The sequence below is a fragment of the Bradyrhizobium sp. SZCCHNS1050 genome, assembly GCF_032484785.1.
Lineage (GTDB): Bacteria > Pseudomonadota > Alphaproteobacteria > Rhizobiales > Xanthobacteraceae > Bradyrhizobium.
Window position 1 is genome coordinate 787,831 of record NZ_JAUETR010000001.1, and the last position, 26,577, is coordinate 814,407.

Annotated in this window: 25 protein-coding genes and 1 riboswitch; of the genes, 13 read left to right on the forward strand and 12 right to left on the reverse strand. The window is 66.2% G+C overall.

The window, feature by feature from the left end; genetic code table 11:
* Window positions 1-5: 5 nt before the first annotated feature.
* Entirely contained in the window at window positions 6-884 is an 879-nt protein-coding gene (locus QX094_RS03760; protein ID WP_316183951.1) for a LysR family transcriptional regulator, read from the forward strand.
* 86 nt (window positions 885-970) lie between these two features.
* Here the strand turns inward: QX094_RS03760 and QX094_RS03765 are convergent, their stop codons facing one another.
* The 3 genes from QX094_RS03765 to QX094_RS03775 form a co-directional block, all read right to left on the reverse strand.
* Window positions 971-1,366 carry a rhodanese-like domain-containing protein gene (locus tag QX094_RS03765; RefSeq protein ID WP_315713332.1) on the reverse strand — a complete coding sequence of 132 codons (396 nt, stop codon included), beginning with the start codon at window positions 1,364-1,366 and terminating at the stop codon, window positions 971-973.
* A gap of 126 nt (window positions 1,367-1,492) precedes the next feature.
* The gene (locus tag QX094_RS03770) at window positions 1,493-3,202 is read right to left on the reverse strand and encodes a sulfatase-like hydrolase/transferase (RefSeq protein ID WP_316174227.1); all 1,710 of its coding nucleotides are present in this window, start codon (window positions 3,200-3,202) and stop codon (window positions 1,493-1,495) included.
* Between the two features lie 191 nt (window positions 3,203-3,393).
* On the reverse strand, window positions 3,394-4,326 hold the full coding sequence (locus QX094_RS03775) for a DUF2380 domain-containing protein (RefSeq protein ID WP_316183952.1): 933 nt from the start codon (window positions 4,324-4,326) through the stop codon (window positions 3,394-3,396).
* A 189-nt stretch (window positions 4,327-4,515) separates the two neighbouring features.
* Here QX094_RS03775 and QX094_RS03780 point away from each other — a divergent pair, with 189 nt between their 5' ends.
* Both QX094_RS03780 and QX094_RS03785 read left to right on the forward strand, forming a co-directional pair.
* Entirely contained in the window at window positions 4,516-5,922 is a 1,407-nt protein-coding gene (locus QX094_RS03780; protein ID WP_316184306.1) for a sensor histidine kinase, read from the forward strand.
* A complete protein-coding gene (locus QX094_RS03785) occupies window positions 5,919-6,560 on the forward strand; it encodes a response regulator transcription factor (protein ID WP_316183954.1) in 642 nt (213 codons plus the stop codon). The genes QX094_RS03780 and QX094_RS03785 overlap by 4 nt, the downstream gene beginning before the upstream one ends.
* A 17-nt stretch (window positions 6,561-6,577) precedes the next feature.
* Here QX094_RS03785 and QX094_RS03790 read toward each other — a convergent pair whose 3' ends face one another.
* On the reverse strand, window positions 6,578-6,883 hold the full coding sequence (locus QX094_RS03790; protein WP_316183956.1) for a hypothetical protein: 306 nt from the start codon (window positions 6,881-6,883) through the stop codon (window positions 6,578-6,580).
* On the reverse strand, window positions 6,883-7,740 hold the full coding sequence (locus QX094_RS03795) for an SDR family oxidoreductase (protein WP_316187645.1): 858 nt from the start codon (window positions 7,738-7,740) through the stop codon (window positions 6,883-6,885). Before QX094_RS03795 ends, QX094_RS03790 begins: the two co-directional genes overlap by 1 nt.
* A 543-nt stretch (window positions 7,741-8,283) precedes the next feature.
* Here QX094_RS03795 and QX094_RS03800 point away from each other — a divergent pair.
* From QX094_RS03800 to QX094_RS03810, 3 genes are all read left to right on the forward strand, one after another.
* Window positions 8,284-9,396: a DUF2336 domain-containing protein gene (locus tag QX094_RS03800; protein ID WP_315752746.1), complete on the forward strand. Its 1,113-nt coding sequence runs from the start codon at window positions 8,284-8,286 to the stop codon at window positions 9,394-9,396.
* 271 nt (window positions 9,397-9,667) lie between these two features.
* A riboswitch (cobalamin riboswitch) is annotated at window positions 9,668-9,886 on the forward strand.
* Between the two features lie 95 nt (window positions 9,887-9,981).
* Window positions 9,982-12,057 carry a TonB-dependent receptor plug domain-containing protein gene (locus QX094_RS03805; protein WP_315769093.1) on the forward strand — a complete coding sequence of 692 codons (2,076 nt, stop codon included), beginning with the start codon at window positions 9,982-9,984 and terminating at the stop codon, window positions 12,055-12,057.
* A gap of 75 nt (window positions 12,058-12,132) precedes the next feature.
* Window positions 12,133-12,711 carry a hypothetical protein gene (locus tag QX094_RS03810; RefSeq protein ID WP_315769095.1) on the forward strand — a complete coding sequence of 193 codons (579 nt, stop codon included), beginning with the start codon at window positions 12,133-12,135 and terminating at the stop codon, window positions 12,709-12,711.
* An 85-nt stretch (window positions 12,712-12,796) separates the two neighbouring features.
* Here the strand turns inward: QX094_RS03810 and ilvC are convergent, their stop codons facing one another.
* From ilvC to miaA, 7 genes are all read right to left on the reverse strand, one after another.
* A complete protein-coding gene (gene ilvC, locus QX094_RS03815) occupies window positions 12,797-13,816 on the reverse strand; it encodes a ketol-acid reductoisomerase (protein WP_315713342.1) in 1,020 nt (339 codons plus the stop codon).
* Between the two features lie 150 nt (window positions 13,817-13,966).
* Window positions 13,967-14,569, reverse strand: a complete 603-nt coding sequence (locus QX094_RS03820; RefSeq protein ID WP_315713343.1) for a LysE family translocator — start codon at window positions 14,567-14,569, stop codon at window positions 13,967-13,969.
* A 228-nt stretch (window positions 14,570-14,797) separates the two neighbouring features.
* Window positions 14,798-15,487, reverse strand: coding sequence for a class I SAM-dependent methyltransferase (locus QX094_RS03825; RefSeq protein ID WP_316183959.1), 690 nt, complete (start codon window positions 15,485-15,487; stop codon window positions 14,798-14,800).
* 3 nt (window positions 15,488-15,490) lie between these two features.
* Window positions 15,491-16,033, reverse strand: a complete 543-nt coding sequence (ilvN, locus tag QX094_RS03830) for an acetolactate synthase small subunit (protein WP_315713345.1) — start codon at window positions 16,031-16,033, stop codon at window positions 15,491-15,493.
* Window positions 16,034-16,247: 214 nt separating this feature from the next.
* Window positions 16,248-17,231: a threonine dehydratase gene (locus QX094_RS03835; RefSeq protein ID WP_316183961.1), complete on the reverse strand. Its 984-nt coding sequence runs from the start codon at window positions 17,229-17,231 to the stop codon at window positions 16,248-16,250.
* A gap of 227 nt (window positions 17,232-17,458) precedes the next feature.
* On the reverse strand, window positions 17,459-19,228 hold the full coding sequence (locus QX094_RS03840; protein WP_316183963.1) for an acetolactate synthase 3 large subunit: 1,770 nt from the start codon (window positions 19,226-19,228) through the stop codon (window positions 17,459-17,461).
* Window positions 19,229-19,763: 535 nt separating this feature from the next.
* Window positions 19,764-20,681, reverse strand: coding sequence for a tRNA (adenosine(37)-N6)-dimethylallyltransferase MiaA (miaA, locus tag QX094_RS03845; protein WP_316165984.1), 918 nt, complete (start codon window positions 20,679-20,681; stop codon window positions 19,764-19,766).
* 3 nt (window positions 20,682-20,684) lie between these two features.
* On the opposite strand from miaA, the gene serB reads away from it, so the two are divergent.
* The 7 genes from serB to arsH all read left to right on the forward strand — a co-directional run bounded on the left by serB (window position 20,685) and on the right by arsH (window position 25,815).
* The gene (gene serB / locus QX094_RS03850; RefSeq protein ID WP_315713351.1) at window positions 20,685-21,575 is read left to right on the forward strand and encodes a phosphoserine phosphatase SerB; all 891 of its coding nucleotides are present in this window, start codon (window positions 20,685-20,687) and stop codon (window positions 21,573-21,575) included.
* Window positions 21,576-22,211: 636 nt separating this feature from the next.
* Window positions 22,212-22,481, forward strand: coding sequence for a hypothetical protein (locus QX094_RS03855; RefSeq protein ID WP_316183966.1), 270 nt, complete (start codon window positions 22,212-22,214; stop codon window positions 22,479-22,481).
* 455 nt (window positions 22,482-22,936) lie between these two features.
* The gene (locus QX094_RS03860; protein WP_316183968.1) at window positions 22,937-23,233 is read left to right on the forward strand and encodes a metalloregulator ArsR/SmtB family transcription factor; all 297 of its coding nucleotides are present in this window, start codon (window positions 22,937-22,939) and stop codon (window positions 23,231-23,233) included.
* On the forward strand, window positions 23,230-24,282 hold the full coding sequence (locus QX094_RS03865) for a permease (protein WP_316183970.1): 1,053 nt from the start codon (window positions 23,230-23,232) through the stop codon (window positions 24,280-24,282). Before QX094_RS03860 ends, QX094_RS03865 begins: the two co-directional genes overlap by 4 nt.
* A gap of 16 nt (window positions 24,283-24,298) precedes the next feature.
* Window positions 24,299-24,535: a thioredoxin family protein gene (locus QX094_RS03870; protein WP_315756369.1), complete on the forward strand. Its 237-nt coding sequence runs from the start codon at window positions 24,299-24,301 to the stop codon at window positions 24,533-24,535.
* The gene (locus QX094_RS03875; protein ID WP_316187646.1) at window positions 24,520-25,035 is read left to right on the forward strand and encodes a heme-binding protein; all 516 of its coding nucleotides are present in this window, start codon (window positions 24,520-24,522) and stop codon (window positions 25,033-25,035) included. The genes QX094_RS03870 and QX094_RS03875 overlap by 16 nt, the downstream gene beginning before the upstream one ends.
* Window positions 25,036-25,113: 78 nt before the next feature.
* The gene (gene arsH / locus QX094_RS03880; RefSeq protein ID WP_316184307.1) at window positions 25,114-25,815 is read left to right on the forward strand and encodes an arsenical resistance protein ArsH; all 702 of its coding nucleotides are present in this window, start codon (window positions 25,114-25,116) and stop codon (window positions 25,813-25,815) included.
* Window positions 25,816-26,577 lie beyond the last annotated feature (762 nt).

Genomic DNA, 26,577 nt, shown 5'->3' on the forward strand with positions numbered 1-26,577 from the left:
TGCATATGACAATTACTAATATATCTCTCGCTCACCTTCGGGTGCTCAGCAGCGTCGTGGATTGCGGCACCTTCTCGGCTGCAGCCACAGAGATCGGCCTCACCCAGTCAGGGGTTAGCCAAAGCATCAAGCATTTGGAGGCGGTATTGGGCGGGCAGCTGCTTATAAGGCATCGTGACGGAATCAGAATCACCGAACTTGGTCGGGCAGTGCTCGCCGACGCCCGGGCTGCACTTCAAGCCGTCGAACGCATTCGACAAACCTGCAGCGCGGTCAATGGATTGCTCGCGGGGCATATACGCATCGGCAGTGTATCGAGCGTTGCAGCGCGGCTTCTGCCGGCCCGACTCGCGGAGTTCAAAAGGATGTACCCACGCATCACGGTCAGTCTGATCGAGGGGACCGATGCGGAAGTTTGCGAATGGGTTGAGAAAGACATCATTGATCTCGGCCTGACGGGAGAGACGACGCCGGCGGTGCAGCCCATCGTCATCATGGAGGATGAATTTGTTCTCGTCGTCGCATCAGACCATCGTCTTGCCAGCCGGCGGCAAATTAGCCTGACAGATGCGGCCGACGAGCCATTTTTGATGTCCGCGTCCGGCTGCGAGCCCGCCATTCGTCAAATATTCGATCAAGCTAAGATCAATCCGCCGATTGTGCTGCGGGTGCGAGATGCCGAAGCGCTCGTAAACATGGTCAGCCAAGATATCGGCATAACCATCATGCCACAGCTCGCCATTCCCGCCGATAGCAGGGCCATTGCACAGATTTCCATTAAACCGCGTCGTAGGCGTCAAGTCTTTGCGATCACGAGAAGTGGCGCTCCCAAAGTGCCGGCGGCAGAGAGATTGAAGGCCATGCTTTCGAATACGAAAGGTTGAAGCCGGCCATCTCCCTGTGGGATTGAGCCGCTCGCCCGAGCGTTCTGTCGGTTAAATGGGTCCTGACCCTAGTGAGCAGTTTACGCTTACATCCCCGGTTCGATCGGCTTCTCCACCGCGCCGCCATTGTCGGCCCAGTCCTTGAAGCCGCCCACGTTGAACACCTTGTCGTAGCCGAGGTCTTTCAGCGCCTTGCCCGCCAGCGCGGCACGGCCGCCGGAGGCGCAGTACAGAATGACGCTCTTGTCTTTGCTAAAATTCTTGTCGTGATAGGGCGAGTCCGGATCGGCGCGAAATTCGAGCATGCCGCGCGAGACGTGGTGCGCGCCTTCGATCTTGCCGCTCTTCTCGACCTCCGGCGCATCGCGCACGTCGAGGACGAGCGTGTTGCCCTTGCCGATCATCGCCTGCGCCTCGGCCGGCGTGATCTTGGGGACCACCGCGTTGGCGGCGGCCATCAGTTCCTTGACGGATGTGGACATGTCGAACCTCTCGCTTACACGGAGCGCACGGGGTAGCCCAACGCGGCCGTCCCGACAATCCTCCCATGGAATGACGGATCGATCGCAATCCCGTGAAGCCACCGACCCGTCGCGGGCGGTGAGAGTCTAGAGCCCCCGGATCAGCTCGGCGTCGATCAGCATGCGGTTGAACCGGCGCGCCTCGGCGCCGTCGCCGCAGGCGTAGAACACGCCCTTGCAGCGGAGCATGATGTCCTTCTGCTCGGCGAAGGACGGATCGAGCGGAATGCCGGCCGCCTCCAAGGTGACCAGCGGCAGATAGGCGGCGTCGATCCGGTCCATCACGACCGCGCTCTGGCGCGGCTCGAAATTGACGGCATCGACGGCGTAATAGGTCTGATAATAGCGCGGATCATAGCTTTCGAGCTTCTCGCCGATGCCGGCCTCGTCGAGCTTGGGATCGAGAATGTGCGGCGAGAACTCCGGCTGGTGATCGCCGTAGCGCACGATCAGGAACGGCTGGTCGCCGAAGCGCTTCTTCAGGCTGGCGAGGAAGCGCTGATAGTCCGTCGCGCTCATCGCCTGGCGGCGCAGATACTCATCGATCGAAGGCACGTTGCCGGGCGCGCGCCAGGATGGCGTCAGGTCGGGCCGGAACGTCGTCTCCCACGGGAAATGGTTGGCGGCGAGATAGACGAACATGAACAGCGGCTTTCCGCGCGGCCGGTGCTGCATCAGATCGAGCGCGGCATCGTAGAAGAAGCCGTCGGGCTCGACGCCCTTGGCGCCGAGATCGCGCGCGTCGAGGAAGCGGTCGACGCCGACCGTGGTCTGGAAGCTGCGCGCGCTCATGAAGGCGCCCTGCGCGGGATACAGCGACACCGTGTCGTAGCCGCAATTGCGCAGCGCCAGCGGCAGGCCGCGCTCGACCCGGCCGGACGCGATCCGCGTCACGAAATAGGCGAAGCGGCCGAACGAGCGCGACGACAGGCCGGCGAGCACGTTGTACTCGGTGAACCAGCTCGGTCCGCCATTGCTCTCGGCCATGAACTGCCGCGCCTTGCCGTCGAACGACTTGAAATGGCTGCCATAGCCCGCTGGTACCTTGATGCCCGGCGCGGAGCGGATGTCGAAGCTGGATTCGTCGTGGATCAGCACGATGTTCGGCCGGCGCGCGGCCGGATGACAGGAATCCGGGACAAAGGCAGCCAGACTTCGATCAGCGGTGGCGTCGGATTCCATGAAGCCGTTGGCGAGGAAGTCCGACACCGCCGTGACGCCGGAGCGGGCGAATTTCGACAGATAGCCGTCGTCATAATAGCCGCGCCAGGTCTCGTCGCGCCAGTTGAGCGAATACAGCGTGAGCGCAGCAAGGCAGGCGAGCTTGCCGGCCAGCGCCGGCAGCCGCGCGATCCGGAACGGGTCGGCCCACCACAGCAGCCCCATCAGCGGCAGCACGACGGCGGCCGCCACCAGCACCGACAGCTTCAGGTTCGGGAAGATCGTGAACAGGAACGCCGCGCTGTCGTGGTCGATCAGCATCACGTCGACGAAGTTCGCCGTCATCTGGACCACGGCGTGCTTGAGCTGCGACAGCAGCACCAGCACCACGACCATGGTCAGCGCCAGCGCGCCGGACACCGCAGGCCGCCGCAGCAGCACCAGCCAGAAGCAGTTCAGGATGCCCCAGGCCAGCACGAAGCCGAGCCGCGAGCCGAAATCGGTCTCGGTGTGCAGCATCAGGGCCAGCGCCGCGACATGCGGCGCGGCGACGGCGGACAGCCGGACCGCCGCGGAGCGCGTTGCGCTCGCCGCGGCGAGCGTGGTGATCGGTTGGTCGTTCGGGGTCAGTGACATCAGGCGATCGAAAGCAGGCGCCCTTCGCCGGCGTATGCCGACAGATCAAGGAAGGCTATCCTGTCATCCGACCGTAATGAAATCGTCACAAATCACAACAGCCCGGATTTGCACGGAGGGCGGCGTGTCGTCTCACGCCGCGACGAGAGGTGGCATCACTGCCGTCCTCGCGTACCGATCCTCGCCCTTTTTCAATTCTGGGTGCCGGTCTCGAGCAGCCGCTCGCGCACCAGGCGCACCGCGCCGCGGCTCCAGGAATAATTGGCGCCGAGGCGCAATCCGCTATCGCCGGCGACGACGAGCGCGCCACTGTCGGCCTGGCGGACACGAAAGCCGATGATGTATTCGGTGCGGCCGATCCGCCTCACGATGCCGAGCAGCGATTGCTGGGCGCCGAGCGCGCGGGCCACCCGCGCCTCGCAATCGTCGCACTCGCGCACCGGCTGCCCCGGCTTGATCTCGCCGGCCGCGTCCACCAGGCGATAGCGCCCGGACTGTGCCAGCAGCTGCCACACCGCGTCGGTCGTCTCCTGCAGCCCCTTCTGGTCGGATTCGGTCTCGCCGAGCGCGGCGCCCGCGCTGGTGTCGTCGAGCTCGAACGGCAGCAGCGCCAGCCGGATCGGCTCCGGCGGCGCCAGTGCATCACGGACCTGGCGCGAGACGAACATCTCGGCGCGCTGCCAAGCCTCGTCACTGTCGCCGCGGAAGGTGAAGATCTTGTCGAACAGGACCCGATGGGAGGCGACGTCGATGGCCGATGCGCGCGCCCACTGCACCAGAGTGGAGAGCTTCTGGACTCCGCCAGTGATCACGACGGTGGCGCCGGCCGCGGCCGCCATCTGCAGCCGGGCCTCCGGGGACGCATCGGTCGGACAGGACGGTGCGCAGGACGGGCTGACCGGCCGCAGCCGCGCGTCGGCGGCGACATCGCGGCGGAGCGCGGCGATGAACGCATCCAGCCGCCGCTGATGCGCGGCGGTCTGATCGACCGGCTCGCCGGACGTGTCGAGATAGCTGAAATCGTCGACCAGCACGGCCGGGACATCGCCGGAGGCGGCGCGGACCGGGCCGGCCGCGAAAGCAAGCGCGAGAACGAGACAACGGACGACGCGACGGTTCGACATGGGATCCCCCTGCAACGATGTCTGGCGGTCGGAAGCTAGACGCCGCCGTGCCATCGCCGCAGCGGCCACGGTCCCGGCGCGGCACGGGAAAAATTCACGACCGCACCGTCCACCGGGCCGCGGCGCTTTTGGCCCGGACGGTTCTGCCGTTAAATGCCGGCCGGCTGGGCTGTCATGGACACACCGAAGATGTGGACCCGCTACGACCTCAAATACCGCCTGACCCTGCGGATCTCGGTGGTCTCGGCGCTCTGCTTCACGGCGATCTGCGCCTATGTGCTGTTCGACATCGACCGCTCGGTGCATGTGCGCAATGAGCGGATCGCCGAGATCACGGCCCGGACTCTGCAATTGCAGCAAAGCAAGATGCATTGGGTCGCCAGTCCGCCGGCCGGCTTTCCCGACCTCGATGCGGTCGCGGCGGCGGCGATGCGACCGGGCCTGTGCATCGCCTATCGCGGCGTCGACGGCGCGATCGTGCAGCGCATCTGCGGCGGCGCCGAGGCGCAGACGGACGATCCGCCCCGCGCCTTCGCGATGCTGTATCGGCGACTGTTCGATCCGGGCCGCGAAGCGGCACGGCCGGTCAGGTTTCGCGACGAAACGACGGGCGATGCCGTCGTCTGGATCGACGCCGGCGTCATGACCGCGGACGCCTGGCGCGAGCTCAGCCGGCTGCTGCCGGTGCTCGGGACGGCGCTGGTGCTGCTGTGCGCGCTGGCCTACGCCGCGCTGGCCCGCGCGCTGCGCCCCACCCGGCTGATCTGCGCCGGGCTGGAGCGGATCGCCGCCAACGATCTGTCGGCGCGGCTGCCGCCGTTCGACCTCGCCGAGCTCTCGGCGATCCGCGCTGCCTTCAACCAGCTCGCCGAGGGGCTGCAGACGGCGCTGGCCCAGCGCGGCGAATTGACCCGGCGCCTGATCGCCTTGGAGGACGACGAGCGCCGCCACCTGGCGCGCGAGCTGCATGACGAATTCGGCCAGTCGCTGGCGGCGATCCGGGCGCTCGCGGCGTCGATCCGTCACAGCGCGGCGCAGGATTGCCCCGCTCTGGTCGGCGAATGCGACGGCATCGCGCGCACCGCGAGCGACATGATGGAGCAGTTGCGCGGCGCGCTGATGCGGCTGCGCCCGCCTGACGTCGACGAGCTCGGCCTCGCCGGCAGCCTGGAGGGCCTCGTCGCCGGCTGGAACAGGCGCCAGCACGGCCGCACCGTTTTCGAGATCAGCCTGTCGGGCGACGTCGACCGACTGCCGGGCATCATCGCCACCAATATCTACCGCATCGCACAGGAGGCGCTCACCAATGCCGTCAAGCACGCCGACGCGACGCGGGTGCGGTTGCAATTGACGCTTCAGGACGGGCCGGTCAGCGCGACCCTGCTCACCGTCGAAGACGACGGTCTTCTCGGCGAAGCTCCCGACAAGCCTGGCATGGGCCTGCTCGGCATGGGCGAGCGCGTCGCCTCCATGGGAGGCCAGATGAGCTTCGCCGCCACCTCCGGCGGCGCGCGCCTCCACGTCGAGATTCCGGTCCCGGCCCTGCCCGGCCTCTCGCCTGCGCCGACCCAGCCGGAAACGGCATGTGCGGCATGACGACGCCCGCCGGCACCATCCTGCTGGTCGACGACCATGCCGTGGTCCGCGAGGGCTACAGGTCGATGCTGCAGAAGCAGCCGGGGCTGCGCGTGGTCGCCGAAGCCGCCGATGGCGCCGAAGCCTACCGGCTGTTCAAGGAGGTCAGGCCCGATCTCGTCATCATGGACCTGACCATGCCGGGCGTCGGCGGCATCGAGGGCATCCGCCGCATCCGGCAATGGGATCGCAGCGCGCGCATCCTCGTCTTCACCATGCATGAGAATGCCGGCTTCGCGGTGCAGGCGATCCGCGCCGGCGCCCGCGGCTACGTCACCAAGAGCAGCCCGCCGGAGACGCTCGTGCGCGCCGTCATGGACGTGCTCGCGGGCCGCATCGCGATCAGCGCCGACATCGATCACGAGCTCGCGCTCAGCCGCCTCGCCGGCGAGCGCGCGGCCGCCGACGTCCTGTCCGCGCGCGAGTTCGAGGTGATGCAGATGCTGCTCGCCGAACGCACCACCGACGAGATCGCGTCAGCGCTGCATCTCAGCCCGAAGACGGTTGCCAACCTGCACTCGCTGATCAAGGACAAGCTCGGCGTGGCCAGCGACATCGAGCTGGTGCGGCTGGCGCTGCGCCAGGGCCTGCTGACCTGAGCCCGCAGGCTCACATCTCAGCAAGGATTTTCAGGGTCGCCCTGCGGCGTCGCTGTCGCTTCCGGCGCCGTGACCGGATCGTCGATCAGGTGAAATGCGCGCCCGAGCCGGCGCTGCACGCTCATCACGGCGCGGTCGACGTCGCTGATCAGGCTGTCGCCGAGAACGACGTGCGGGATCTCCCAGTTGCGGCCGCTGCGCACGTCGAGCGCATGAACGGCCGGCACACGTGCCGTCTCGCAGCCCGGCTGCGCGCGAAGTTCCTCCTCGACCAGGCGGGTCAGCTGCGCCTGGGTCTTGCCGATGGTCGTCATCGCCGGCATCAGGGCCTGGTCGCGGGCATCAGGCCGAGCCGCTTGGCGATGATGCGATCGACGGTCCGTTTCGGAAGCACCCGCACGATCCATTGCCTCATGGCATCGGGCGCGATCTCGTAGCGCACCTTGGGCGCCGGCAAGGTCAAGGCGTCGGCCACCCGTGCGGCGATGGTCTCGGCCGGCAGCCCGGACTGGCCGAGATGCAGCATGAAGGCGCGGATCTTCTGCAGCGCCGGGAAGAACGGCGAGGCCTGATACGGCGACAGGTCGACTTCGTCGGCCTTGGCCCAGATCGGCGTCTTCACCGCGCCCGGCGCGATGACGATGACGTCGATCCCGAACAGCATCAGCTCACGGCGCAAGCTCTCGGACAGCCCTTCGATCGCATGCTTGGAGGTCGAATAGGGCGCCATCAGCGGGTTGCCGTTGCGGCCCGCGACTGAGCTGATCATCACGATCCGGCCGCGCTCTCCCGTCATGGCTGGATCGGCCCCGAGCAGCGGCGCGAACGCCTGGGTCGCGATGACCGGGCCGATGACGTTGACCTCCATCTGATGGCGGAACTGCGCGATCGGCAGCTCCGTCACGGGACCGGCGACGGCGATGCCGGCATTGTTGACGAGACCGGCGAGCGTCTCGCCCTTGAGCGCCGCTCGCACCTCGCCGGCGGCCGCCTTCACCGCCGCCTCGTCGGTCACGTCGAACAGCAGCGGCATGAAGTTGGCGCCGAGCTCGCCGCGCAGACGGTCTGCGTCGGCCTGCTTGCGAACGCTGCCGAACACGCGAAAGCCGCGCGCGAGCAGGAGCTTCGAACAGGCGAACCCGATGCCGGTGGATGCGCCGGTGATGACGACGGATTTCATGGTGACCTCAACGATTTGCGCGGCGATTATCGCACGAGATGCGGCAGGATGCTGGCGCTGATTTTTCGCGCGAGGTCATCGCCCCGCCGAACCTGCCCCGGAACATCGGGTGACGCCACGCATCGCACGGCGCGTCGGCAAAATGGCCGCGGCAAGAATGGGATTTAAGTTTCAAGGCTTGGGAGGATGACAGCTGACGTGAGATCGAGGGCAGCGAGCAAGTTGGATGAAGGAAGGTTTGTGACCTTATGAGATCATTAACCTTTCCGCTTCGCTGGCCTGTCGTCGCCGCGTCTGCGGGGAGGTGTTCGCACCTCATTCCATCGCCTGTCCGGCGAATCTCCGGAAGACCGGGCTCCAGCCCGTCATCCCACCTATATGTATCGTCTTAATTTTCCGTATCCGTGTTTCTCCGGAGTACTACGCCTTCGGCCCCTAACGCATTGTTATCGCCCGTGCCGAAAACTGCTCCGGCCGAAAGCCTTGCAGCGGATTACAATCGCGTTGCTGTCGCTCCGGCAATCCGGACAAACGAGCGCGATCGTGTCACAGCCAGAACAGCTTCCGCCTTCAGAAGACTCCATCATCACCGAACTCGAAGAGGCCGTCCGCAGCGGCACCTCGGCGAAGCGCGTCAACACGCTGCGCCAAGTCACCAACCTGTTCCTGCATGACGGCGAACGCCTCAGCGAGGACCAGATCAAGGTATTCGACAACGTGCTGTGCATGCTGGTCTCGCGGGTCGAGACCCGCGCGCGAGCCGAGCTCAGCAAGCATCTCGCGCCGGTCGACTACGCGCCCGTCGAATTGATCCAGCAGCTCGCCCGCGACGACGAGATCTCGGTGGCCGAGAACGTGCTGATGCACTCGAGCCGGCTCACCGAGCATACGCTGGTGGAGGTCGCGGCGACCAAGGGCCAGGATCACCTGATGGCGATCTCCAGCCGTCCGCATCTGACCGAGGCGGTGACCGACATCATCGTCGACCGCGGCGAGCGCCGGGTGATCCGCAAGCTCGCCAACAACCAGACCGCGCGCTTCTCCGAGTCCGGCTATTCCGGGATGATGGCGCATGCCGAGGACGACGACGAATTGTCCGAGATCATCGGGCTGCGCGTCGACCTGCCCACCAAGCACCTGCGCGACCTCCTGCGCCGCGCGACCGAAGCCGTGCGCGCCAGGCTGATGGCCTCGGCGCCGCCGGCGTTGCAACAGGAGATCAAGAAGATCCTCAAGGCGATCGCCGACGTTGCGCGCAGCGACGGCGGCCTGGTCGGGCGCGACTTCACGCTGGCCGAAGAGGCCGTCAAGCGCATGAAGGGGCTGAACGAGCTCAACGATGCCGCCATCGCCTTCTTCGCCGAAACCCGCCGCTTCGGCGAGGTTTCCGCCGCACTCGGCCTGCTCAACAACGTCCCGACCGAGATGATGGCCAAGGTGCTCGAAGGCCCGCGCACCGATATCGTGCTGATCCCTTGCCGTGCCGCCGGGCTGGCCTGGTCGGTGGTGGCGAAAATCCTGACCCACCGGCCGATCAAGCACGCCATCGACAGCGACACGCTCAAGCTCGCGGAACGCGACTACGGCCGCCTGTCGCTCGACACCGCCCAGCGCACGCTGCGATTCTGGATGGTGCACAACAAGGTCGAGAAGTGAGCGGGTGCTCACAAGGCGCAATCCTCATCAGCAACGACTCGCACTCCGCTGTCGTCCCTGCGAACGCAGGGACCCATACCGCGTGATGTGAATTGGCGGAAAATGTCTTGATCGTCGTCCTTCGCCACACGACCGCCGGTGGCTATGGGTCCCTGCGTTCGCACGGACGACAGCTATGGTTGTCGCAGGCGGCCGGGCATCACCGAGCCGACCGGCCAGCGTTATCGCCAGGAGATCGCCGGGCGCCGGATTGACTTTGGTGCGTCCGCACTCCTACGGTGATCGCGACGGTGCCCCTCGACCGGGGCTCAAAAGGGAATGCGGTGCCGGATGCGTCTCGCAAGGGACGTGACCGAAGGCCGCAGCTGCCCCCGCAACTGTAAGCGGCGAATCTCGCGTCAAAGGCCACTGGGAAATCTCGGTCCCGGGAAGGCGACGTGGAGGTGACGACCCGCGAGCCAGGAGACCTGCCGTCAGCCGTGGTCACACGCGAGGATGCCGGTCGGGGCGTTATTGGCATCGTTTTCAGGCAGGCCTGCAAAGGGCTGCATGAGACCTCGTTCGCGGTGACGTGCCACTGACGTCATGCCGAGGTTCCTCGTGTCCCCCGTTCCCTATGCCAGGCGCAGTCGCGCCCTTCTGTCGTCGTTCTGCGTCCTCTCGTCATTCGCCCTGCTCGGCCCCTCGCCCACAGCAGCGCAGCAATCCGCCTCCCCCGACCTTCTGCCCCCGGTTGAGGTCGACCCGCCGCGCGAGCCGATCGCTCAAAAACCAGCCATCCCCCGCAGAACCGGCAACGCCCCGCATCAGCAGGTGCCGGCGGCAAAGCCGGCCGCGCCAGCCGGAACCCCCGTCGCCGTCAGCCCGACCGGCGTCGTCACGCCAGTGGCCCACGTCGCGAATGCGATCACCGTGGTGACCGACAAGGACATCGCCGCGCAGCAGGCCCGCACCGTGCCGGACATCCTGAGCACGATCCCCGGATTGAACGTGGTGCAGGCCGGCGGCCCGGGCGGCCAGACCAACGTCTTCATGCGCGGCACCAACGCCAATCACACCAAGCTCTTCATCGACGGCATCGACGTCGGCGATGTCACCAACGGCAATGGCGCGTTCGATTTCGCGCATCTGCTCGCCGCCGACATCCAGCAGTTCGAGGTGCTGCGCGGGCCGCAGAGCGGGCTCTACGGCTCGGATGCGATCGGCGGGGTGATCTCGGTGATCACGCGCAAGGGCGAGGGCCCGGCGCGCGCGACCGCCTCGGTCGAGAGCGGCTCGTTCAAGACCTTCAACCAGTCAGCCGGCGTCAGCGGCTCACAAAACAATGTCAACTACGCGATCAATGTCGCGCATCTGCACGCCGGCGACGTTCCGGTGACCCCGTGGCAGCTGCTGCCTGCGGGGCAGAAGGCCATCGGCAATGCCTACGACAACGTCACCGCCTCGGCCAAGCTGGGCGTCGACCTCAACGAGGCCTGGACGCTGAACTCGGTGGTTCGATACACCGACGCGACGCTGCTGTTCACCGGCGACAGCGGCTTTCCGAGCTTTCCCGACGCGGCCCAGAGCAACCACGCCGTCCACCAGCTTGCGACACGCCAGGAAGCCGTGTGGTCGCTGCTCGGCGGCCGCATCCGGAACTACTTCGGCGTCAACTATGTGAACGACCGGTCGTCCGACCTGACGGCTGGCAATCCGGTGGCAGCGGTCGCGACCGGCGAGCGCATCAAGTATGACTGGCACGCGGTGACCGAGCTCGCGCCGCATAACAATCTCGTCGTCGGCGCGGAGCAGCAGACCGAGCGGCTGAAGACCGCCGACCTCTCGGCCGAGAATGGCAACAAGGCCGGCTTCGTCGAGCTGCAGACCGAGTTCGTGAAGCGCTGGTTCGTGGTGGCGAGCCTGCGCAACGACGTCAACGACCAGTTCGGCGGCCATGGCACCTACCGGATCGCGCCGGCGGTGATCCTGCCGGTGACCGAGACCAAGCTGAAGGCGAGCTACGGCACCGGCTTCAAGGCACCGACCCTGAGCCAGTTGCACCAGGATTTTCCGGCGTTCAACTTCTTCGCCAATCCCAACCTCCGGCCGGAGCAGAGCACCGGCTACGACGCCGGCTTCGAGCAGCCGCTGTTCGACGATCGTCTCCGCTTCGGCGCGACCTACTTCCACAACAGCATCACCGACTTGATCAATTTCAACGCGACCTTCACCTCCTACGCCAATGTCGGCCTCGCCACCACCGAAGGCACCGAGAGCTTCGTGACCGCTGATCTCACCGACCGGATCTCGCTGCGTGCGGACTACACGTTCACCCGCGCGGTCGATGCGGCCACCGGCCTGCAGCTGTTGCGGCGGCCGAAGGAGAAATGGAGCGCCACCGCGACATGGGCGCCGATCGATGCGCTGACGCTGTCAGCGACGCTGCTGCACATCGGCGACTGGCTCGACGTCAGCCGCGACGGCATGATCACCGGCCTCGTCGCGCCCGGCTATACGGTCGTCAACCTGCGCAGCGACTACGCGCTGTCCGACCAGGTCAAGCTGTTCGGCCGGATCGACAACCTCTTCAACCATCACTACCAGAACCCGACCGGATTCCTCGCGCCGGGCTTCGGCGTGTTCGGCGGCATCCGGGTGGCGAGCTTCGGCGTGCAGTGACGCTGCCGACCAACCTCCCGGCGGCTGACAGAAGCTGCCGAAATGGACTACAATCGCAACAGAAGGAGATGTTCCATGACTCTCGACGTCCTCGCCCGGTCTGGTACCGAGGCTCGCCTCGCGCCCGTTCCGCAACGGCATGCCGCTGCGTTCTGCTTCGCGCTGCTGACAGGGGCCTGCGCGCTGGCGAGCTTCGTGTTCGCCTGCGCGACGCCGTTTGCGGCCTTCGCCGTGATCGCCGCCGCCATGCTGCCGCTGCGCGCGGCGCTGCCGGTGATGCTCGGCGCCTGGCTGGTCAACCAGGGCATCGGCTTCGGCGCGCTGCACTATCCGGTCGATGCCAACACGCTGGCCTGGGGCGCCATGATCGGCGTGGCGGCGCTCAGCGCCACCGTTGTGGCCCGCATGGCCCTGGCGACCTTGCGCACAGCACCAGCGACGGTCGCGCTTGCCGTCGCGCTCCCCAGTGCCTACGCCGCCTATGAGCTGGTGCTGCTGGCCGCCACGCCCGCACTCGGCGGCGCCGCGAGCTTCGCGCTCCCGATCGTCGCCCGCCTCGGCCTGACCAGCGCCGCCTGGCTGGTCGGCCTCGTCGCCATCAGCGAGATCGTCCGCCTGCTGACGCCGGTGGCGTCGCGCCGCGCGGCGTCCTGAACGCGCCGGCGGACCTTCAACGACCCCAAACAAAAACGGCGGGCCTCTGCCCGCCGTTTTCATTTCTCGGTTTCGCCGCAAGACCTCAGTTCTTCGACTTGTCGACCAGCGCGCCCTTCTTGATCCAGGGCATCATGTCGCGCAGGCGGGCGCCGACTTCCTCGATCGGGTGCTGGGCAAGCTTGGCGCGGGTCGCCTTGAACGAGGTCTGGTTGACCTTGTTCTCCAGCATCCAGTCGCGCGCGAAGCGGCCTGACTGGATGTCGTCGAGCACGCGCTTCATCTCGGCCTTGGTTTCCGGCGTGATGATGCGCGGCCCGGTGACGTACTCGCCGTATTCGGCGGTGTTGGAGATCGAGTAGTTCATGTTGGCGATGCCGCCTTCATAGATCAGGTCGACGATCAGCTTGACCTCGTGCAGGCACTCGAAATAGGCCATCTCCGGCGCGTAGCCGGCCTCGGTCAGCGTCTCGTAGCCGGCCTTGATCAGCTCGACCAGGCCGCCGCACAGCACCGCCTGTTCGCCGAACAGGTCGGTCTCGCACTCTTCCTTGAACGTGGTCTCGATGATGCCGGCGCGGCCGCCGCCGATCGCCGAGGCGTAGGACAGGCCGAGGTCATGGGCATTGCCCGAGGAGTCCTTGGCGATCGCGATCAGGCAGGGCACGCCGCCGCCGCGCTGGTACTCCGAGCGGACGGTATGGCCGGGGCCCTTCGGCGCGATCATCAGCACGTCGAGATCGGCGCGCGGATCGAGCAGGTTGAAGTGGACGTTGAGGCCGTGCGCGAACACCAGCGCGGCGCCCTGCTTCATGTTGTCGTGCAGGTGCTCGCGGTAGATGTCGCCCTGCAGCTCGTCCGGGGTCAGCATCATCACGAGGTCGGCCCACTTCGCGGCCTCGGCGACTTCCATCACCTTGAAGCCGGCGCCTTCGGCCTTCTTGGCGGAGGCCGAGCCCTTGCGCAGCGCGATCGCGACGTCCTTGACGCCGGAATCCTTCAGGTTGAGCGCGTGGGCGTGGCCCTGGCTGCCATAGCCGACGATGACGACCTTCTTGCCCTTGATCAGGTTCAGATCGGCGTCGCGATCGTAGTAGACACGCATTGTCGTTTCCTCTTTGAGATGGCCGGAATTGGCTGGAAAGTCAGACGCTTGGGTGAGGCACGGGCGGCTGCGCCCGGACGAAATCCGGCCCGTGTCTAGAGCATTTTGGCCCTGCTTGGAAACCCCGATCTCGCATGGCGGCAGTCTCCCTCATGCGTCCATGAACACGGGATAGAGCGAGGCCAGGAGCAGCACCGCCATCAGGATGTTGAAGGCGCGGACCGCGCGCTCGGAGCTGAGCAGCGGCCGCAGCGCGGTGCCGAATAAGGTCCAGGTGATGGTCGAGGCGACCGCCATCACGAAGCTGATCGCGACCTGCAGCGCCACGTTGGCCGGAAAGCTGGCGATCGCGGCATAGGCGGTGATGGTGCTGATCACCATCACCCAGCCCTTGGCGTTGACCCATTGGAACAGCGCCGCGCCCCAGAACGACATCGGGCCGCGCGGCTTGGCGTCGTCAGGCTCGGCCGATCCTGACAAGGCGATGGCGACCGCGAGGTAGATCAGATAGGCCGCGCCGAGGTATTTCAGCACGTCCTGCAGCAGGGGATAGCGGATGAAAACCGTCGCGAGGCCGAAGCCGACCGCGCCGACCATGAAGGCGAAGCCGAAGCTGACGCCCATCATGTGCGGCACCGTGCGGCGGAAGCCATGGGTCACGCCCGACGACAGCAGCATGATGTTGTTCGGCCCGGGCGTGAACGCCATCACGAAGGCGAAGGTGACAAAGGCGATGAGGAGCTGCTGGGACATCTAATGAGCTCCTGCCACACGACGACTTTTCAACCTCCCCTGGAGGGGGAGGGTCGCCTCACATCGTGCGAAGCAACGATGTGAGGCGGGGTGGGGTGATCTCTCCACGCGCGAGCTTTTGCGGCGGCCCACCCCACCCCGATCGCGCATTGCATGCGCGATCGACCCTCCCCCTCCAGGGGAGGGTGGCAGCGTGGCCACCTCACCGTCGTACAAGAACATCAGCGCCTAGCCCTGCCCCGCCGGCTTCTGCAGCACATACGTCGCGTGCATCGGCGCATGGTAGTCGGCGGAGACCGTGACGAAGCCGACCTCGGCCAGCATGCGCTCCATCACCCAGGCGAAGGTCGAGTTCTCGTCGCGCATGTGGGTGATGACGCTGTCGCGGGCGAGGTCGTGGTTCTTGATGTTGAAATCCGCCCACTGCTCGACCGAGCGCTCGACACCGTCGGGCATGCTGACATAGACGATGTCGCGCAGGAAGAACTGTGCGCCCGGCTTCAGCGCCGCGAAGATGCGCGCCAGCGCCACCGCCTTCCAGAAGTCCGGCAGATGATGCAGCGTGAACTCGCTGACGATCAGGTCATACGAGTTCGGCTCATAGGCGAACGACAGCAGCCCCGCCGAATGCATCCGCACCGCGGTACGGCGGTCGCGGGTGTAGATCCGGGTCAGCGCCAGCATCGCCGGCGAGATGTCGATGGCGTCGACGACGGCCCCCAGCAGCGCCGCCTCGGTCGCCAGCACGCCGTTGCCGCAGCCGATGTCCGCCACCCGCCAGCCCGGCTTGACGCCGAGCATCTTCAGAGCAGCGCGCGCTCGCTCGTCGGCATCATCGCCCGAGCCGTAGATCGAGGCGACGGCATGATCGAGCCCGATCCGGTTGCGTTCGTTGTAGTACCAGTCGCGCGCCAGCATGGCTCACATCCCTTCCGATCCCCGCCCGATCGCCGCGATGCCGGTCCTGGCGACTTCCACCAGGCCGAGCGGACGCATCAGATCGATGAATTGCGTGATCTTGTCGGTATTGCCTGTGATCTCGAACACGAAGCTTTCCGTCGTGGCGTCGATCACCCGGGCGCGGAACGCATCCGCCAGCCGCAGCGCCTCGACCCGCGGCTCGCCGGTGCCGCGCACCTTGACCATCGCGAGTTCGCGCTCGATCGCGCGCTTGGTCAGCGTCATGTCGACGACGCGGTAGACCGGGATCATGCGGTCGAGCTGGTGCTTGATCTGCTGGATCACCATCGGCGTGCCGGTGGTGACGATGGTGATGCGCGAGAGGTGCTTCTGGCTCTCGGTCTCGGAGACGGTGAGGCTCTCGATGTTGTAGCCGCGGCCCGAGAACAGGCCGATGACGCGCGCGAGCACGCCCGGCTCGTTCTGCACCAGCACCGCCAGCGTGTGCGTCTCGTTCGGATCGTGACGGTCTTCGAGGAAATAGGCTGACGCTGGCTGGTTCATTGGTGTCCCCGTGATAATTCAACCGTCATGGCCGGGCATAGCAGTCTGCCTTGCGCAGACTGCGTAAACTTGTCTGCGCTCCCGGCCCTCCACGTCGAGCGTCGAGCGCGCGGTTCGTGGATGCCCGGGCCTTCGCCGCGCCGAAGCGGCTTCGGCCGCGCAGGCGGGTCAAGCCCGGGCATGACGGCGGTGTTTGTGGCGAGTTGCGAGCTCCTCATGCGGCCCCCGCTTCGGCATGCGTGGCCGCCGGCAGCACCCAGCGCCTGAACAGGTCGAGATCGATGTTGCCGCCAGTCAGCACCAGGCCAACGCGCTTGCCGGCGAGCCTGCCCTTTTCCTGCAAGGCCGCCGCAAGCGGTGCCGCGCCGGCGCCTTCGGCGAGATTGTGGGTGTCGGTCCAGAGAATGCGCACGGCCTCGGCGATCTCGGCGTCGCCGACCTGCACGATGCGCGAGGCGCCTTTCAGGATGATGGCGAGCGCATCCGCATCCGGGCTGCGCGTCGCGAGACCATCGGCGTGGGTGTCGGCGCTGTTGGTCGTCACCACCGTCCGCGCAGCGAACGACAGCGCGTAGGACGGCGCCTCGGTCGACTGCACGCCGACGATCTCGGTCTTCAAACCCAAGAGATCGCGCGCCAGGATGCAGCCGCAGATGCCGGAGCCCTGCCCGATCGAGACGTAGAGCACATCGAGGTCGGGCGCCGTGCGGAACAGCTCCAGCGCGTAGGTCGCGACGCCGCGCACGAGATCGCGATGGAACGACGGCACCATGTGCAGGCCGTCGCGCGCCGCATGGCGGCCGGCCTCCTCGCGCGCCTCCTGGAAGTCGCTGCCGTGCTCGATCAGCTCGGCGCCGAACGCCGCCATCGCGCGGTTCTTCTCGACCGAGTTGCCACGCGGCACGTAGATCGTCACCGGCAGGCCGTTGCGACGGCCGGCAAACGCGACGCTCTGGCCATGATTGCCGCGCGTCGCGGTGATCAGGCCGCGGACATCCGGCCGCGTGCGCTTGAGGTTGTCGACATAGACCAGTCCGCCGCGCACCTTGAAGGCGCCGGCCGGCGTGTGGTTCTCGTGCTTCACGACGACCCCGGTCCCCAGCCGCTGCGCCAGCAACGGCCACGCATGCGCCGGCGTCGCCGGCACCACGGCGCCGACGATGGCGTGGGCGGCTTCGAGCTCAGCGAGGGTGAACATGAGAACTCCCTGACGCATGGGCACAATGCGGCCGCGCAAGCAGATGAACTCCCTCGCCCCGCTTGCGGGGAGAGGGTCGGGGTGAGGGGGATTCTCCGCGAGTCCGACTGCGTGAAGAGTCCCCCTCACCCGACGCTGCGCGTCGACCTCTCCCCGCAAGCGGGGAGAGGTTAAGAGAGAGACTGCCGGACGCGCGTGCCATCACCGCACCATCAAACCTATCAGACTCACACCAGCGCCTTGCCGCCGGCGAACGCCGCGGCCGGATCGCTCGCCTCCGCCGGCAGGATCATCTCGTTATGCGCCTTGCCCGACGGAATCATCGGGAAGCAGTTTTCGAGCGCCGCGACGCGGCAGTCGAACAGCACCGGCTTCTTGACCGAGATCATCTCCTTGATCGCGCCGTCGAGATCGCCGGGCTTGGAGACCTGGAGCCCGACGCCGCCATAGGCCTCGGCCAGCTTGACGAAATCCGGCAGCGCCTCCGAGTAGGAATGCGACAGGCGGTTGCCGTGCAGGAGCTGCTGCCACTGCCGCACCATGCCCATGTACTGGTTGTTGAGGATGAAGATCTTGACCGGCAGCTCGTACTGCACGGCCGTCGACATCTCCTGCATCGTCATCTGCACCGAGGCGTCGCCGCCGATGTCGATGACGAGGCTGTCGGGATGGGCGACCTGGACGCCGATCGCCGCCGGCAGGCCGTAGCCCATGGTGCCGAGACCGCCCGAGGTCATCCAGCGGTGCGGTTCCTCGAAGCCGTAGAACTGCGCCGCCCACATCTGGTGCTGGCCGACCTCGGTCGTGATGTAGGTGTCGCGGCCGCGCGTCAGCTCGAACAGCCGCTGGATCGCATATTGCGGCATGATGACGTCGCGGTTCGGCCTGTAGGCCAGCGAGTTGCGCGCGCGCCAGACGGCGATCTCCTGCCACCACGACTTGATGTCGGGTTTCTTCGCCTCGGCCCTGAACACCTGCAGGATGTCGGCGAGCACGTCGCCGCAATCGCCGATGATCGGCACGTCGACGCGGATGTTCTTGTTGATCGAGGACGGATCGATGTCGATGTGGATCTTCTTCGAGCCGGGCGAGAACGCATCGGTGCGCCCGGTGATGCGGTCATCGAAGCGCGCGCCGACGCACAGCATGACGTCGCAATCATGCATCGCCATGTTGGCCTCGTAGGTGCCGTGCATGCCGAGCATGCCGAGCCAATTGGTGCCCGACGCCGGATAGGCGCCCAATCCCATCAGCGTCGAGGTGATCGGGAAGCCCGTAACCTCGACCAGCTCGCGCAGCAGCCGCGAGGCCTCCGGCCCCGAATTGATGACGCCGCCGCCGGAATAGATCACCGGCCGCTTGGCGCCCGCCAGCAGCGCCACGGCTTTGCGGATCTGCATCGCGTCGCCCTTCACGCGCGGCGAATAGGAGACATGGACGTCGGACTTGCGCGGCGGATGATAGGTGCCGGTCGCGAACTGCACGTCCTTCGGCACGTCGACGACGACCGGCCCCGGACGGCCCGTGGTGGCGACATAGAACGCCTCGTGCAGCACCTTGGCGAGATCGTTGACGTTGCGGACCAGCCAGTTGTGCTTGGTGCAGGGCCGGGTGATGCCGACGGTGTCGCACTCCTGGAACGCGTCGTTGCCGATCAGATGCGTCGGCACCTGGCCGGTGATGCAGACCAGCGGGATCGAATCCATCAGCGCGTCCGCCAGCGGCGTCACCATGTTGGTGGCGCCGGGGCCGGAGGTCACCAGCACGACGCCCGGCCTGCCGGTCGAGCGCGCATAGCCTTCGGCGGCGTGGCCGGCGCCCTGCTCGTGGCGGACCAGGATGTGCTCGACCTCGCTCTGCTGGAAGATCTCGTCATAGATCGGAAGCACCGCGCCGCCAGGATAGCCGAAGAGGTGCTGCACGCCGTGGTCGATGAGCGCGCGCACGATCATCGCGGCGCCGGTCATCTGGTTCGGATCGTGGCTCTTGTCGGTCATGGTGGGCTCCGGATCGCTTCTGTCAGCGGCTGGTCGGTCTTGGTCAGTCGGTTTTGGTCAGTCGGTTTTGGTCACTTGGGTCAGGGTCGTTTCGGTCGGATCGCTGGCTTCCAGGCAATAAAAAAGGGCCCTGGAAGGCCCTGCGCACCGCTCGGAATTTGGATGGCCGCTAGCCATCCCCGGCGGTGCGCCTGGGTACGACGGCGATAAGGAGGATGGAAATAAAGTTGCGCATGATGCCGAGCGAGCTTCCCAAAGGTTGCGCGAAACATAGCCGGCGATGCCCCAATGTCAAGGCAAAGCCGGCTCGTCAGCGCGATTTTACGATGTTAACGCGGAATTTTCCGTTCGGCGAGCGGTAATTTGGCCGTTGGCCTCCGAAACGAGGCAATAGGCTGGATGAGAGTACGGGCTCCATCTCCAAACGAGGTCGTCATTCCGGGGCGCCCGGAGGGCGAGCCCGGAATCCATACTCACGATCGTGGTTATGGATTCCGGGCCCATCGCTTCGCGATGTCCCGGAATGACGATGCGGCTAGAGTTTGACGACCCATCCCTTTGCCGCCTCCGGGCTCATCCACTCGAACTCCGGCAGTTGGTGTCGAAACCAGGTGAACTGCCGCTTGGCATAATGGCGGGTGTCGGCCTTGCCGATGGCGGCCGCCTCCTCCCGCGTGATCTCCCCTCTGATATAGCGGATCAGCGCCGGCACGCCGTGGGCCTTCATTGCCGGCAGCAGCGGATCGAGGCCGCGCGCGGCCAGCCGCTCGACCTCCTGCACCGCACCGCGCTCCAGCATCAGATCGAACCTTGCATCGATCCGCGCGTAGAGCGCCTCGCGCTCCGGAGCGATGAACAGCGCCCGATAGCTGCCCTCCGGCAGCAGCGGCGGAGTGGCCTCGGCATGCCAGTCGGCCAATGGCCGACCCGTCGCCTCGATCACCTCCAGCGCCCGGGCCACGCGGGCGCGGTCGCGGACGTTCAGCCGCGCGGCCGCCGCCGGATCGCGTCGCGCCAGCTCGGCATGCAAGGCCTCGACGCCGTCGCGATCGAGCCTGAGACGCACCGCGTCGCGCACCTCATCCGGCACGGGCGGCACCGCGGACAGCCCTGATGTCAGCGCCTTGAAATACAGGCCGGTGCCGCCGATGAAGATCGGCAGCCGCCCGGCCCGTTGCACCTCGCCCAGGATCTCCGCGGCATCCCGGACATAATGGCCGGCCGAGTAGTTCACGCTGGCATCGACATGGCCGTAGAGCCGGTGCGGCACGGTGGCCTCTTCGTCGCAGGTCGGCCTTGCCGTCAGCACCCTCAGATCGCGGTAGACCTGCATGGAATCGGTGTTGATGACGACCCCGCCCGCTTTTTGCGCAAGTTCCATCGCCAGCGCCGACTTGCCGCTGGCGGTCGGCCCTGCGATAAGCACCGCTTTGTTGATCCCTGGCAAAGTCACCTGATGTCTCTCGTCGCCACCTTCATCTGCAATCCCGCCGATCCCGCGCTTGATACCACGATCGTGGAGGCCTTCCTGGCCGTTCTGCCCTCGCCGGGCACGCCGCGCTGGCTGTTCGACGAGGTCGCGATCGACATCCCCTTCGCCCACGACGGCGAGGTCCACAAGCTCGAGGCGCGCCTGCGCGACCTGCGCGGCGACATGCCGATCGACATCGTCGTGCAGGCGGAAGCCGTCAGGCGCAAGAAGCTTTTCCTCGCCGACATGGACAGCACCATGATCGGGCAGGAATGCATCGACGAACTCGCCGATTTCGCCGGGCTCAAGCCGCGCGTCGCCGCCATCACCGAGCGCGCCATGCGCGGCGAGATCGCGTTCGAGCCGGCGTTGCGCGAACGCGTCGCATTGCTGAAGGACCTGCCGGTGAGCGTCGTGGACGAAGTCCTGACCAAGCGCATCAAGCTGACGCCGGGCGGCCGTCATCTGGTGATGACCATGCGCGCCAACGGCGCCTATACCTGCCTGATCTCCGGCGGCTTCACGCTGTTCACCAGCGCCATCGCGGCCAAGATCGGCTTCCAGGAGAACCGCGCCAACGAGCTCGTCATCGATGGCGGCAAGCTCACGGGCGAGGTGCGCGAGCCGATCATCGGCCGCGACGCCAAGCTCGCCACCCTGATCGAGCTGCGCGAGGCGTTCGATCTCGACGAGATCGACACCCTGGCGGTCGGCGACGGCGCCAACGACCTCGGCATGATCGAGGCGGCCGGTCTCGGCGTCGCCTATCACGCCAAGCCTGCGGTCTCGGCCGCAGCCTCGGCCCGCATCGACCACGGCGACCTCACCGCCCTGCTCTATGCCCAGGGCTACACGCGCGATCAGTTCGTCGACTGACGAGACTGCGGCCGCGCGGCAGGCCAATAGCCGCGCGAGCCTTTGCGCAATACAGCGCCCTCCCCTGGTTGTGAGAGAGGACGCGTTCATGGGCAGCCGCCATGCCGTCATTGCGAGGGCAGCGAAGCAATCCAGAGTTCGGCGCAAGGCTATGGATTGCGTCGTCGCTTCGGTCCTCGCAACGACCGTGACAGGTTCATCGGTCCACGTCCGTGTCACAAAGCGAAGGTGACAATGCGGTGATGACCCGCACAGCCTGCTGTGGTGACATTTAGTCAATGTTTTGCGAACGCTCGACGATCGCAATCGCATTGCCGTGTGCGAATCGTCGCCGCAAGCAAAGCCGTTACCAAAGCCCTGCCTTCATCGGCTCTCGATCGGCGCATCATCAGGATTTTGTTTCAATCCAGCGCACTCGCACGCAACTCCATTCCAATCTCATTTCAGATCGCAAATCAGATCATTCGCCTTACGTATCAAGGCGGGACGCGAACTGCCATTTTAACCGCATCACCAATCCATGAATTGTCAAATCATGCTGCAGCGCATATAAGACTGACAACGCTAGGGAGTGTCCAAGGAAGCGAAAGCGATTGCAGGCCATGCAATCGATCATCGTCACAGAAGGACCTCCCGATGACCATCAAGCACATCATTCCCGGCTCTCTTCTTGCCCTCGCGCTGCTGAGCGGCGCGGCCGTTGCCGGCGAGCTGCCGAGCTACGAAGTCGGCGCGCTGCCGGCCACCCCGCACCAGCTCTCCGTCGTCGGTGCATCCGCCGCGCAGCAGACCATTGCGGTGAATGCCGACAGCGCCGCCTCGCCGCACCAGCTCGCCGTGCTCACCCAGCACCACCACAGCGCTGCGCTCGTCGCTCCGATCACCGTGGGCAGCGTCCGCAACTAGGCAACGCGGGCAACCCATCGTCGGATAGGTAGCGCGCGTCTCGCCGAGCGAGGCCGCGCTCCCTGTTCGAGATAACGCGTGGCGTCGCGCGTGGTAAAGATCCCGGACATCCGCGCCGGGCAGCCCAGACGCCCAGCCCCGCTGCACCTATTGGGTCTTCGACGCCAACGCTCTCCGCCTCCGTACCCGGCGCGGCGGCCGCGTCGTCGAGCCCAGCCGCACAGTCACATTCCGGCCGCCGGCGGCAAGACCATCCTGCGCGTGAATTGACCCGACGCCAGCCGGCTCGCCCGATTTCCCAACCGGGATCTCGCAGGGCGTCGCCGCGCGGGCCACGCATCACCAGCCATTATCAGCCTGACGCCACGCGCCGCGCCGATTGCCGGTCAAATCGCGCATCCGTAATCATTATATGCGCTATTGCGCAAATACGAAAATACGAATATATTTCCGCCATGTCCGATCCCGTCCCGCTGCTCGCCGCTCTGGCCGAGCCGACCCGTCTCGCCGCCCTGCGCATCCTTTGGGACGGCGGCGAGCATTGCGTCTGCGAGCTCATGCGGCAGCTCCGAGCCAGCGCATCGCGCATGAGCCGGCACATGTCCGCCCTCAAGGCCGCCGGTCTCGTCATCGACCGGCGTGACGCCCAGTGGGTCCGGTATCGGCTGAGCCCTGACCTGCCGCCCGATCGCCGCGCCATCCTCGACGCCGTCATGGCGGCCATGCCTGAGCCGAACAGGAGTGCAGCATGAAAACCGAAGCTTCGACCTATCCTGACGAGTCGGCATCGGCTGTGATCTGGATCATCGCGACGGCAGCTGCGATCGCGTTGTGGTTCGCGGTCTACTGGCAGCTGGAAGCGTTCTCGGCATGGCTGGTATCGTCGCTGCCGGTGTCCCGCGACAGCCATCTGGAAGAAGCCGCGCGGTTCTTCGTGTTCGACGCGCCCAAGGTCCTGATGCTGATGACGCTGGTCGTGTTCGGCATGGGCGTCGTGCGCAGCTTTTTTTCAGCCGAGCGAACCCGCGAATTGCTCGCCGGCAAGCGCGAGGGCCTCGGCAATGCCGCGGCTGCGATCCTCGGCGTATTCACTCCCTTCTGCTCGTGCTCGGCGGTGCCGCTCTTCGTCGGCTTCGTCTCGGCCGGCGTCCCACTCGGCGTGACCTTCTCGTTCCTGATTGCGGCGCCAATGGTGAACGAGGTCGCGCTCGGCCTGCTGTTCGCGCTGGTCGGCTGGAGGATCGCCGCAATCTATCTGGCCTTCGGCCTGGCGGTCGCGATCGTGGCGGGATGGATCATCGGACGCCTGCATCTCGAAGGCTGGCTCGAGGCATGGGTTCGCAACGTGCGTGCGGGACAGGCGGATATGCAGCCGGATGCGCCGACCGTCGCCGATCGGATCCGGGCCGGGATCGACGCGGTACGCGACATCGTCGGCCGCGTCTGGGCATGGATCATCATTGGCATCGCGGCGGGCGCATTCATTCACGGCTATGTCCCGAACGACCTGCTCGCCTCGATCATGGGCAAGGACCAATGGTGGTCCGTGCCGGCCGTGGTGCTGATCGGCGTGCCGATGTACGCCAACGCTGCGGGCATCATTCCGGTCGTCGAGGCACTACTCGGCAAGGGTGCGGCGCTGGGAACGGTGCTCGCCTTCATGATGAGCGTCATCGCGCTTTCGTTTCCCGAGATGCTCATCCTGCGCAAGGTGCTGACGCTCCGGCTGATCGCTGTCTTCGCGGGCGTCGTCGCCGCCGGCATCGTCGCCGTCGGCTATCTCTTCAACGCCCTGTTCTGATGAAAGGACAAGCCCCATGAAGAACGTCAAAATTCTCGGCTCCGGCTGCAAGCGCTGTGTTCAGACTGCAGCAATGGCCTCCTCGGAAGCAAGCAAGCTCGGCATCGAGATCGAGCTGGAAAAGATCACGGACTTCGCCGACATCGCCCGGTTCGGCATCGCCTCGACGCCGGGCGTGGTGATCGACGGCAAGGTCGTCCATGCGGGCGGCCTGCCGAAGCCAGAAGACATGGCGAAATGGCTGTCGGCGTGATGGTGTTGCGTCCGCTGCTCGCAGTGGTCCTCCTGCTCGGCCCGGCTTTCGTGGCGCGCGCCGACGAACCCACGTGGACGCGCCGGATCATCGCGCCGGACACGGCGCTCAAGGCGGCACAGGCGGCGCTCGCGGAGTGCCGCAAACGCGGCTGGCAGGCTACCGTGACCGTGAGCGATCCGTCGGGGCTTGCGCTGGTCACCCTGCGCGATCGTTTCGCCGGCTGGCATACGCTAGAGGCCGCGACGGGCAAGGCGCGGACGGCCGCGAGCTGGCGCGAGGCGACGAGCACGCTCGCAGCCCGCCTGGCACGACCGGATGCTCCGGAACGGGCCATCGTCAACGTTCCCAGCGTTGTCATGGTCGGCGGCGGCATGCCAATAGAGGCCGCTGGCCGGCAGGTCGGAGCGATCGGCGTATCCGGCGCGCCCGGAGGCGACAACGACGACATCTGCGCGACGGCCGGCATCGAAGCCATCGCTGCGGACATCGCGTTCTGAGCGCTTGTACCGGCGGATCTCGAACGAGGACGGCCAACGCCGATCATTTTGCCGGAGGATACCGCGTTGTCTGACACGATGCCTCAATTGGACGAAACCTCATTCCGTGCCATCGACCGCGCGAAGCTGCTGGAGCCTGCGCGCTCCTCCCACCCTCCGCGAATCCTGCTGCTCTACGGATCGCTCCGGCAACGCTCGTTCAGCCGGCTGCTGACCGAGGAAGCGGCGCGCCTTCTCGTGCGCTTCGGCGCGGAGACACGGACTTTCGATCCGCGCGGCTTGCCGCTGGTCGACGACGCCGAGCCGGATCATCCGAAGGTCCGCGAGCTGCGCGATCTCGTGACCTGGAGCGAAGGCATGGTGTGGTGCTCTCCGGAGCGGCACGGCGCGATGACCGGCGTGATGAAGACCCAGATCGACTGGATCCCACTGTCGCTCGGGGCCGTCCGGCCGACACAGGGGAAGACGCTGGCGGTGATGCAGGTTTCTGGCGGCTCGCAGTCGTTCAACGCGGTCAATCAGCTGCGCGTGCTCGGCCGCTGGATGCGGCTCATCACTATCCCGAACCAGTCCTCGGTGCCCAAGGCGTTCGCGGAGTTCGACGACGCGGACCGCATGAAGCCGTCCCCCTATTACGATCGCCTCGTCGACGTGATGGAAGAGCTGGTCAAGTTCACACTGCTGACGCGCGACCGCGCCGACTATCTGGTCGACCGCTACTCCGAGCGCAAGGAAAGCGCCGAGGCGCTGTCGCAGCGGGTCAATCAGCGGTCGCTCTGAGCCGGCGCTCCCGGGAGTTCGCGGATGGCGGCCACCGCCTTCTGATAAAAATAATTATCTTGCGTATTTCCGGAATTCATGATTGTATCCGCGCATCCCGCCTCACTGCGGAGGGGCGTTGCGCGCGATCGTCACGACACGCGAGGCGGGGAGCGATGGCCGCGAGAGATCGCAGCGTCTTCTCACGAGGGCGCCGACGAACGATCGCTTGCGGACGTGAAGTCGCAGCGTCCTGACACCCCGATGCTGGTGTCACGTTCGCGACGGCGCTAAAGCGCCGCGCGGACAATGGTGGCCAACAAGCCCGGCGCACCAGGGAGACTGCGTATAAGCGTGAAGACCGTCGCGCAGGGAATGCCGGTTGAATCGGCTTTGCCTGTGGTACCTGCCGCCTGCATTTTTTTTCGCAGGCGGGCCATGGGTGAGGCCTTCACCCGGCATTCCCTGCGCCCTCTGCATTCTCGCGAGGGACGAACTGATCGCAGACCTCGGGCGCGATGCGCCGCGAGACTGCAAAGCTATGTCGATCGCTGTTTGAGCCGTGAATTCGCCTTGCGAACCGTCGTCGTCCCGGACAAGCCACGGCGCGCGCCAGCGCGTCGGGGCGCCGATCCGGGATCCATACGCCGCGGCCGTCGTGACGAGCAAACAGCCAATGATCAGGCCGCCCCAAACTGCTCCCTGGGGGCTATGGTCCCGGCTCGAGGCCGGGACGACAGCGGAGTGTGGAGCTGCCGCAGGGTGGGCAAAGCAGCGCCCGCA